Source organism: Haloarcula sp. CBA1122 (assembly GCF_009741785.1).
GTDB lineage: Archaea > Halobacteriota > Halobacteria > Halobacteriales > Haloarculaceae > Haloarcula > Haloarcula hispanica.
In genome coordinates, this window is the sequence record NZ_WPCB01000077.1 from 1 (window position 1) to 10,215 (window position 10,215).

Consider the following 10,215-nt stretch of genomic DNA (forward strand, 5'->3'; position numbering starts at 1 on the left):
TCGCAGGAAGTACCACGAGGAGTCGACGAACGTGTCCATCGTGTCCGTCTCTCGCACCGCGTCGGCCCCGCAGTCGGGACACGTCGTCTGCTTCCACTCCTCAGCCGCATCGAGGGGATTGCCGGTCGTCTGGACGTAGTCGGGCAGTTCCACCGGCAGGTCGTCTTCCGGAACCGGGACGTGGCCGCAGTCGTCGCAGTGAACGATGGGAATCGGCGTCCCCCAGTAGCGCTGGCGGGAGATGAGCCAGTCCCGCAGGCGGTAGGTCACTGCGGACTCGGCGGCCTCGTGTTGGCACAGGCGCTCGCGGGCGGCGGAACTGGCGAGACCGTCGTACTCGCCGCTGTCCGTGAGCATCCCGTCACCGGTGTACGGCGCGTGCGGGAGGTCCGTTCCGCTTCCGTCGACCGGTTCGACAGCCTGCTCGACGGGCAGGTCGTGTTCGTCGGCGAAGGCGTGGTCCTGCTCGTTGTGAGCGGGGACGCCCATCACCGTGCCCGTACCCACGTCGTCCAGCACGTACGCCGCGACGTACACCGGCAGTTCCTCGCCGGTGTAGGGGTGGGTCGCGGTGAGGTCCGTCTCGACGCCGCTCATCCCGGCGTCATCCGTGCTCGCCACTGATTCCACGTAGTCGGCGACGGCGTCGTCCGTCTCGGCCAGCGCTCGCGCGAGGTCGTGGCCCGGCGACAGCGCCAGATACGTCGCGCCGTACGCCGTGTCGAGTCGCGTCGTGAACGCCTCGACAGTGTCGTGGTCGTCGTGGTCGACCGAAAAGGCGACGCGTGCGCCCTCCTGACGGCCGATCCAGTTGCGCTGGCTGTCCCGCACGCCGTCGGGCCACCCCTCCAGGTCGTCCAACCCGCGATACAGCTCCTCGGCGTAGTCGGTGATGGCGAAGAACCACTGGTCGAGGTCGCGCTGCTCGACGCCGGTCCCGCAGCGCCAGCAGACACCGCCAGCGTGGGTGTGGCTGTGGCCAGTGCCGGCGGTCGTCTCGCCTTCGTCCGCTTCCGGCGGCGTCTCGACCTGTGCGTCAGCAAGCACTGTCTCACAGTCCGGACACCAGTTCACCGTCGCCGCGCCGTAGTCGACCAGTCCCTCGTCGTAGAACTGGGTGAACAGCCACTGGTTCCACTGGTAGTACTCGGGGTCACAGGTGGTGACTTCCCGGGACCAGTCGTAGCCAAAGCCCATCTCCCGGAGGTCGGCTTTCATCTGGTCGATACACGTCCGAGTCCAGGACTCGGGGTCCGTGTCCCGCTCGTAGGCCGCGTTCTCCGCCGGCAGGCCGAACGCGTCCCACCCCATCGGGTGAAGCACGTCGTCGCCGGCCATCCGCCGGTACCGAGCATACGCGTCCGTGATAGCGTAGTTCCGGATGTGCCCCATATGCAACGAGCCAGAGGTATAAGGGAACATCCCCAGCACGTACGTCGGGTCCTCGGCGTCAGTGGGGCATTCAAACACTCCGTCTCGCTCCCAAGCCTGCTGCCAGTACTCTTGAACCCGGGCGTGGTCATATCGGCGCGACATTTGCTACCTCGTCCTGTGCCTGCCGCGCACATGAGTGTTCGGCTAGGATTGGACTATTCTCTTCCAGTGGCTACCAGAAAGTCCCGAGGCGCTGGGCTCCTGCGGCTCGCTGCGCTCTCTGCTCACGGCGCGGAACGCCGTTCGCACGTTCCGAGGGACCGCAGGTCCCTCGCTCCTCACTTCGTTGCGGTGCTTGTGTCGTGGTCCGAGAGAGCAGAGCTCTCTCATCATCCCGAAAATCGAAGATTTTCGGACGATCTCGAACGCCCAGCGCCTCGCCCCTTTCATCCCCACCCATAGCCGGTTGGCCAATCCACGCTGGGCGGGACTGAAAGGGGCCGCACCATCGGCGAACCCCGGCGCAGCAAGCACTGGCGCGAACGCAGTGAGTGAAGGGCGCAGCAAGCCGCGGGAGTCGATAGTGCGGGGGCTTTCTGGCTGTTCGCATTTGATCAACTGCTGCGGGCAGAAACAAGTCCAGAGAAGGTTGTGTCTAGCTCATTCCTCGCCGGACTCGTAGTGCTCGCCAGCGGCTTCTGGCAGGCGGGTTTTGCCCACCAAGGCGAGGACGACGATGACGGCGACGAACGGAATGGCCTGGACCAGTGAATCGGGGACGGCGATGACATCGGCTGTCTGGAGGCGCAACTGGACGGCGTCGAGGCCGGCAAACAGCGTCGTCGACAGCAGCGCGCCGACCGGGTTGTAGTTGCCGAACAGATAGGCGACGATGGCGATGAACCCCTTGCCGTTGACCATCGTCGGGCCGTTGCCGGTGAACTGGCCGATGTTGATGGCCAGCGCGGCCCCGCCCATCCCCGAGAGGACGCCGGAGAGGAGGACGGCTGCGTAGCGGACGCGGGACACGTCGACGCCGGCGGTGTCCAGCGCCTTCGGGTTCTCGCCGGCGGCCCGGACCCAGCGGCCGAAGGTGGTGCGGTTCAGCACGTACCACGACGCCGCCACGGCGAGGAACATGATGTACACCGCGGGCGAGGCGTCGAACAGCGCGCCGAAGAACGGGATGTCGGCCAGCGCCGGGACTGTTATCGTATCGAAGGTGCCGACGTTGCTGGTGTTCGGCCCGCCGTAGAACACCTGCGAGGCGAACGGCGCGAGGCCGAGCGCGATGAGCCAGACGGCCAGGCCGGCGATGATCTGGTCGGCGCGGAACTCGATACAGACGACGGCGAACACGGCAGCGAGCAGCGTCGACGCGACGATGCCGATGAGGAACCCGAGCCACAGCGACCCGGTGGCGTCGGCCCCGAAGATAGCTGCGAAGGCCGAGATGATGAGCAGGCCTTCGAGCCCGATGTTGATGATGCCGCTCTTCTCGGCGAAGATGCCGCCAAGCGCGGCCAGCACGATCGGGACCGAGAGCCGTAGCGTCGAGGACAGCGTCGATTTCGAGGCCAGTACCCAGAATATCTGACCGGGCGTCGACGCCGGCGCAAGGAGGCCGAATCCGGCGAGGACGGCCAGTAGGAGGAACGCCGCGGCGGCGATGAACAGCCGGCCTGACATCGACGAGAGTCGCTCCATGGCGCTGTCGTTAGTCATCGGCACCACCTCCCGCGGTCGCGGTGGCCTGTCTGTCGCGCTGTCCCCTTGCGAGCCGCCGACCGATGATACGGAAGAACTCCGGCATCGCGACGAACAGGATGATGAGCCCGCGCAGGACACCGACCAGCTGTGGCGGCACGTTAGTCGCGAACGCCACCACGTTCGAACCGGACTTGAGGACGCCGAACAGGAGCGCGGCGAAGACGGCCCCGATGGGGTTGTTGCCGGCGAGGATGGAGACGGTGATCCCGTCGAAGCCGTAGCTCGGGATGCCAGTCTGGAACTTCCCGAGCGTCATCATCACGAACACGGCCCCGCCGATACCACCGAGTGCACCGGACAGCGTCAGCGACGTCAGGATGGTCCGTGCGGAGTCGACACCGCCGTACTCCGCGGCCGCGGGCTGGATGCCGGCGGTCCGCAGGTCGTAGCCGAAGGCCGTGTGTTCGAGCAGGTAGTAGACGCCGCCGACGAACAGGAGCGCAATCAGGAGCGCGAGCAGCGAGAAGTCCGTCCGCGGGTCGAACAGGATCGAGGGGAACTGCCCCTCGACGGGCAGTGTTCGGGTCTGTGTCGCCTGGCTCGTCGGGTCGGCGAAGTGGTTCCGGACGAGATACAGCGAGACCCGGACAGCGACGAAGTTGAGCATGATAGTGGTAATTACCTCGTTCGCGTCGGCGTAAGCTTTCAACGCGCCGGGTATCGCACCGTAGAGGCCGCCACCGATTGCGCCGGCGAGCAGCCCGAGCGGGATGAACAGAACGAGGGCGATTGTTCCGGAGACCAGCGAGCCGGCCCACAACACCGTCAGTGCGGCCGCCAGCGCGCCGATGATGAGCTGGCCCTGCGTCCCGATGTTGAAGATGCCCGCACGGAAGGCTAAGGCGACCGAGAGTCCGGTGAACACCAGAATCGTCGTCTCCCGAAGCGTCGCCGCGAACTGCGCGTTCAGCGGCGACCAGCCGCCCGTGAAGGGGTCGCCCAGTGCGCCGAGGAACAGGCGGTTGAACACGTAGAACGGGTCGTAGCACAGCGTCGTGGAACCAAAGGAAAGTACCGGCGACCGACACGTCGCCATCAGTCCCGCAGCGGTGACGATGACCGTCCCGACGACGAGAGAGAGCAACAGCGCCGAGACGGCGATGAGAATCCGCTCGCCGACGGAGGTCTGGCCCAGCCTGATGAGTCGCTGCCGGTACTGTGACCACCGGTCGTCCGAGGCCGGTGCCGGCGGGTCGTCGCCGTTCCGCGACGGGCCGTCGTCGCTCATTGGTGACCCTCCTCGTTCGCCGCAATGGTCGGGACGGCGTCAGGTTGCTGCCCGGCCATCAGCAGTCCGAGCTGTTCCTCGGTCACGCGCTCGGGGTCGACGATGTCGACGATCTCGCCCTCGTAGACGACGGCGAGACGGTCCGAGAGCGACTGGACCTCGTCGAGGTTCGAGGAGATGAGCAACACGGCCCGGCCCGCTTCGCGGAGCGCGTTGATCTGATCGTGGATGAACTCCATCGACCCTACGTCCACGCCGCGGGTGGGGTGGGAGGCGACGACGAGACGCGGGTCCCGGGCGAACTCCCGGCCGACGACGAACTTCTGCTGGTTCCCGCCGGAGAGGGACTTGGCGTGGGCGTTGGCATCCGGCGGCCGAACGTCGTACTCTTCGATTATCTCCTCCGCGTGGTCGCGCGTGTGGTTCCAGTCGATGCGCCCCTTCGAGGTGTAGTCGGCCGCGTGCTGGCTCCCCAGCAGGCCGTTCTCGACGAGGTCGAAGTCCATCACCAGTCCCCGCTCCTGTCGGTCTTCCGGGATGTAGGCCAGCCCGGCCTCGATGCGCTCCCGGCGGCTGTCGGTGGTCCGGTCGACGCCGTCGTAGGTAATCGTCCCCTCGTCAGGCATTTGGAGCCCGGTAATTGCCTCGACCAGTTCCGACTGGCCGTTCCCGTCGACGCCGGCGATACCGAGTACCTCGCCGGCCCGGACCTCGAGCGAAATCCCGTCGACTGCGCGGACACCCCGGTCGTCCTCCACGACGAGGTCCGAAACCGCAAGAATAGACCGGCCCGGCTCGGCGGGCTCCCGGTCGAGATCCAGCAGCACCTCTCGGCCGACCATCATCTCGGCCAGTTCCTCCCGAGTAATATCGTCGGCGGGCACCGTCCCGACGTTTTTCCCCTCGCGCAGGACGGTGATTTCGTCGGCAGCCTCCATCGCCTCGCCGAGCTTGTGCGTGATGAAGATAATCGTCTTGCCCTGGTCGGTCAGCTCTTCGAGCACGCGAAAGAGGTCCTCGACTTCCTGTGGCGTGAGTACTGCCGTCGGTTCGTCCAGAATCAGGACGTCTGCGCCGCGGTAGAGCGCTTTGAGGATCTCGACGCGCTGCTGGACGCCGACGCCGACGTCTTCGATGCGGGCGTCGGGGTCCACGTCGAACCCGTATCGCTCGGACAGTTCACGGACCTGTTCTCGGGACTGTTCGCTGTCAACCGTGAGTCCAAGCCACTTGCGGGGCTCGTTCCCAAGCGTGATGTTTTCGGTGACGGTCATCGGATCGACCAGCATGAAGTGCTGGTGGATCATACCGACACCCTCGTCGATGGCGTCGCGCGGCGAGTCGAACTGCTGTGTCTCGCCGTGCACGTTGACCGTCCCCTCGGTGGGCTGGTAGAGCCCGTAGAGGACGTTCATCAGGGTGGTTTTTCCCGCACCGTTCTCGCCGAGCAGTGCGTGAACCGTCCCCTTCTCAACCGCCAGATCGACGTCGTCATTCGCGACTACCCCCGGAAACCGCTTTGTAATACCATCGAGGTGGACGGCCTGTTCCATACTCTGAGCCGTTACCTTCCCGTTGTTTTAACTTCACGGTTCCACATGTCTGGCAAAAATATGCGGCAACCGCGTGTGTGGCCACGGTGACTCGGACGGATTGTTGTATATTATTTTCGGATAATTCCGACCGCGGGGGCGGAACAGATCGGCAAATCGCTTTAACGATCCGTCTCAGGCGTTGTCGGGGTCAGTCGGAACGCTGATGTCGCCGTCGATGATACTCTGGCGGACCTCGGACACCTCGTCTTTGACGCCCTGTGGGATCTCCGAGCCGAGCTGCTGGCCGTACACCGCTTCGACACCGTTCTGTTCGAGACCGAGCGTGTTCACGGCACCGCCCTCGAAGTTGTCGTTGACGACGGATTCGACCGACGTGTACACCGCGTTGTCGACGCGTTTGACCATACTCGCGAGGATGACGTCACTGAAGTTCTCTTTCGTGACTGACTGATCGCGGTCGACGCCGACTGCGAAGCGCCCCGCCTCCTGCGCCGCACGGAACACGCCGGTTCCGGTGTTGCCGGCCGCGTGGAAGACGATGTCCGCGCCGGATTCGTACATCGAGAGGGCCGCCTCCTGTCCGCCGGAAGGGTCGTTGAAGTCGCCGACGTAGGCCGACTGTACCTCGACGTCCTCCTCCGCGTGCTTGACGCCGGCTTTGTAGCCGGCCTCGAAGCGACCGATGAGGTCACCCTCGACGCCGCCGACGAAACCGACGCTCGCGGAGTCACCCTGCGTGGATCCGGCTCCAGCCGAGAAGTCCTGGCTGGTCAGCTTCGCGGCCATCAGTCCGATGAGGAACGAGCCCTGATGCTCACCGAACACGTACGAGCCGACGTTGTCCGCCTCGACGACGGAGTCGACGATCATGAAGTTCTGGTCCGGGTATTGTTCGGCGGTTTCTGTAAGGGCGTCCGCCTGCAGGAAGCCGATACAGCAGACGAGGTCGTAGTCCGGGTTCGAGGACTGCGCGTACTGCTGCTGGAGGCTGCCGAAGTCTTGTACCGCTTCCGGCTGAGACTCGTCGTATTCGATACTCAGCTCGTCTGCCGCTCGGATAGCGCCGGTCTGAGCCTGGTCGTTGAACGACCCGTCACCGAGCCCGCCCGTCGCGTACACCATTCCGACACGAGCGGCCGGGCCGCTGTCGCCGCCGTCCCCGCCGTCGCTGTCGGTGTCCCCGCCGTCGCCTCCGTCACCGTCCCCGCCATCGCCACCGAGGCATCCGGCTAACCCGATTGCAGTTGCGGTACCAACACTACTGATGAACGTGCGTCTCCGCTGTGACATGTCCCACCAGCGGTGTCGATAGGCGTTAAAGACTTCGGTGTCGCACATTAGCCACATCGGCGACAAATCATGGCAAGGCGGGCCGATCGGCTGTCGATACCGACGCCGCGGACATTTTATGTACTGGGTGTGAACGGCTGGCAATGACAATCTGGTCGCGTTCACACAGCAGCAACTGGCAGGCCCTGACGGGGCCCAGCACGCGGTGACTACCGTCGTCTTCGGGGCGCTGGTCGCCCTCGCGACGCTCACCGGGCTGGTGACGGCCTGGACACTCGGTGCGAACAGCAACTCACCGCCCTTCGCCCCGGCTATCGGCGCGAACGCCATTTCGACGATGCGCGCCGCCTTCATGATCGGCATCCTCGCCGCGCTGGGCGCACTGACCCAGGGTGGGAGTATCTCCGAGACAGTCGGAGCCGGCCTCATCGACGGTGTCGCCATCACATCGCTCGCAGCCATTGCCGGCCTGTTGACCGCGACGGGGTTCATGGCGTTCGGGATCTACTCGGGCTACCCCGTTCCAGCGGCGTTCGCGACGACGGGCGCGATGGTCGGCGTCGGGCTCTCGCTGGGCGGTCAGCCGGTCTTCGACACCTACCGCCGCATCATCACGTTCTGGCTGCTCGTCCCGCCAGTGTCGGGGAGCCTGGCCTATCTCACCGCGACCGTGTTGCGCCGGGACGACATCCCCGAGACGGTCGGCGTCCCGTTACTCGCCGGCGTCGTCGGCGGTATCGTCGCCAACGTCCAGTTGAGCATCATCCCGTCGCCGACCGGCACCGACCAGGGCTCGCTGGCCGGCTTCGCCGCGATGGTCGCTGGAACGGATATCGCGGCTGTCGCCGCGACGCTACTGGTCGCCGCCGGGAGCTTCTACTACATCCGCCGGCAGACCCAGGCCTCCGTCGACAAGGGCATCAAGACCTTTCTCGTCGTTCTCGGCAGCGTCGTCGCCTTCTCCAGTGGCGGCAGTCAGGTCGGCCTCGCGACCGGCCCGCTGGAGAACCTCTACGGCACCGAACTCGGCCTGCCCGGGTTCGTGTTGCTGGCACTCGGTGCGGTGGGCATCCTCGGCGGGGCGTGGATGGGCGCGCCTCGCCTGCTACAGGCGACCTCCCGCGAGTACGCACAGCTGGGCGTCCGGCGCTCAATCGCCGCACTGGTTCCCGGGTTCATCATCGCACAGGCCGCCATCGCGCTGGGCATCCCCATCTCGTTCAACAACATCATCATCTCCGGGGTCATCGGCGGCGGCCTGGCTGGCGGCTCCGCCGGCGTCTCGCGCCGGAAAATTGGCGTGACTGTCGGGTTCTGGCTCATCACACTCGTCACCAGCGTCGTGCTCGGCTACGGCGTGTATCAGGTTCTGGAAGCGGCCCTCGGCAGCCAGGCCTGAGACGGTCCCGCGTGCTGTCCGGGTCGACGACTACCGGACGACCGTCACCGTCACCGGGGCTTCGCTGACGACCGCCGTCGCAACGGTCCCGAGCAACCGCCTGGCGATCTCGTTTCGCGTCTCGCTGTGACCACCCATCACTACCTGGTCCACGTCGACCTCCTCGACGTAGTCCAGAATCGTTTCGGCTGGATCACCGGTCTCGACGGCTGTCTCGACCTGCCGGCCGACTTCGTTGGCCTGCTGTGACGCCCGGTCGACGAGATTCGCGGCCCGCTCGTCGGCCGCCGCCCGGCGGTCCTCGTCCGGTTCGAGCATCCCGCCTTCGCTCATCCCGGTATCGAGCGGCGCGACGACGTTCAGGACCGTAATCCGACAGTCGAACGTCTCCAGCGCGTACGTCAGCGCCTCGTCAGCCAGCGGTGAGCCGTCCAGCGGGACGAGGACGTGCGTCGGTGCCATATGTTCTCTCTGGCAGGAAGCTACAAGTAGCCACGGGCAAGCCGGCGCTTGCCAGATGTGTGTCAAGCCCGTCCCACATGAGTTCGAACCAGTGGAAGACTCGAGTCCACTAATCACGACGCTGTCGCTCACGGGTTGTTCGCGACAAGAATAGTCCATCCTGGATTCGAACCAGAACCAGACGTGCTCGCTTCGCTGTGCGCGACTGGCGGGGTTCGAATCAGTAATTACGATTTCGCGGCTCGCGAGTTTGCTCGCCACAGAAATAGTCCATCCTGGATTCGAACCAGGGTCGAAGCCCCCAGAAGGCTTCAGGATTGGCCTCTACCCCAATGGACTGTGTGCACTCTACAGTATCGGGTGCCCCTTTGTAAGCGTTGCGCGATTCGGTCGGACATGAAGCGTGTCAGCAGCCCACACAACACCGCCAGGAGAACAATAGCGTCATGCCTACGCTAGACGGCAAGACATCGACAGCGCTTTTTCGGGGTGCTGTGCACACTCGCGTATGTACGTTGGACGATTTGTCGTCGTCAGTCCCGAGGTCGGTGCGTACCGTGTCTCCTCGCGCTCGTTCCCCAACCGCCAGGCAGTCCAGCGCGACGGGACAGTGACCGTCGAGCCGACGCCAGACGCGCCGGAGACGGACAACCCCTACATCTCCTACAACGGCGTCCGCGTCACCGAGCGCGGCGCGGTCATCGGGAACGGTTCTCACGTCGACCCAATCGCCGAAAAGCTCGAACTCGGCTATCCGGCACGGGACGCTATCGCGGAGCCGCTCCTCTCGCTCGACTTCGAGAAGGACGACTACGACACGCCGCGGGTCGCCGGCATCGTCGGCGTCGACGGGGCGGACCCGACGACCAACGCCGACGGGCCGGGGGCGGTCATCGGGACCGTCCGCCGGGACGCGCTGCTGGTCGAGGAAGTCACCGAGCCGACGCTGGTGGCGACCTACGAGGAGGACAGTCCGACGGCGTTCGACCTGGCCGCGACCGACGCCAGCGAGGTGGCCCGCGAGGTGTACGACCACGAGTACGAGCACGCCGTCTGTTCGGCCGGCGTCGCGGGGTCGGCTGGCGAGTTCGACGTGGCAGTGTACAACGGGGAGTGAGCAGATGGCCACGCAGCGG

General features: G+C 65.5%; 8 protein-coding genes. 2 read left to right on the forward strand and 6 right to left on the reverse strand.

Features of this window, described 5'->3' with window-relative positions; translation table 11 throughout:
• From leuS to GJ630_RS18440, 5 genes are all read right to left on the reverse strand, one after another.
• A partial coding sequence (gene leuS / locus GJ630_RS18420) for a leucine--tRNA ligase (protein ID WP_191450643.1) occupies positions 1-1,536 on the reverse strand: 1,536 nt, incomplete at its 3' end.
• 498 nt (positions 1,537-2,034) lie between these two features.
• Positions 2,035-3,081: an ABC transporter permease gene (locus GJ630_RS18425; protein ID WP_050038257.1), complete on the reverse strand. Its 1,047-nt coding sequence runs from the start codon at positions 3,079-3,081 to the stop codon at positions 2,035-2,037.
• Positions 3,082-3,091: 10 nt separating this feature from the next.
• On the reverse strand, positions 3,092-4,372 hold the full coding sequence (locus tag GJ630_RS18430; RefSeq protein ID WP_014041668.1) for an ABC transporter permease: 1,281 nt from the start codon (positions 4,370-4,372) through the stop codon (positions 3,092-3,094).
• Complete coding sequence (locus tag GJ630_RS18435; protein ID WP_191450644.1) at positions 4,369-5,925, reverse strand: ABC transporter ATP-binding protein; 1,557 nt, start codon at positions 5,923-5,925, stop codon at positions 4,369-4,371. The genes GJ630_RS18430 and GJ630_RS18435 overlap by 4 nt, the downstream gene beginning before the upstream one ends.
• A 174-nt stretch (positions 5,926-6,099) precedes the next feature.
• Positions 6,100-7,266 (reverse strand): BMP family protein, encoded by a 1,167-nt coding sequence (locus tag GJ630_RS18440; protein WP_050037262.1) that lies wholly within the window; start codon positions 7,264-7,266, stop codon positions 6,100-6,102.
• A gap of 157 nt (positions 7,267-7,423) precedes the next feature.
• Between GJ630_RS18440 and GJ630_RS18445 the strand changes: the two genes are divergently transcribed.
• Positions 7,424-8,617 carry an inorganic phosphate transporter gene (locus GJ630_RS18445; protein WP_129755798.1) on the forward strand — a complete coding sequence of 398 codons (1,194 nt, stop codon included), beginning with the start codon at positions 7,424-7,426 and terminating at the stop codon, positions 8,615-8,617.
• Between the two features lie 30 nt (positions 8,618-8,647).
• Here GJ630_RS18445 and GJ630_RS18450 read toward each other — a convergent pair whose 3' ends face one another.
• Positions 8,648-9,079, reverse strand: a complete 432-nt coding sequence (locus GJ630_RS18450) for a universal stress protein (RefSeq protein ID WP_014041672.1) — start codon at positions 9,077-9,079, stop codon at positions 8,648-8,650.
• 508 nt (positions 9,080-9,587) lie between these two features.
• Between GJ630_RS18450 and GJ630_RS18455 the strand changes: the two genes are divergently transcribed.
• Positions 9,588-10,196 (forward strand): IMP cyclohydrolase, encoded by a 609-nt coding sequence (locus tag GJ630_RS18455; RefSeq protein ID WP_064288559.1) that lies wholly within the window; start codon positions 9,588-9,590, stop codon positions 10,194-10,196.
• Positions 10,197-10,215 lie beyond the last annotated feature (19 nt).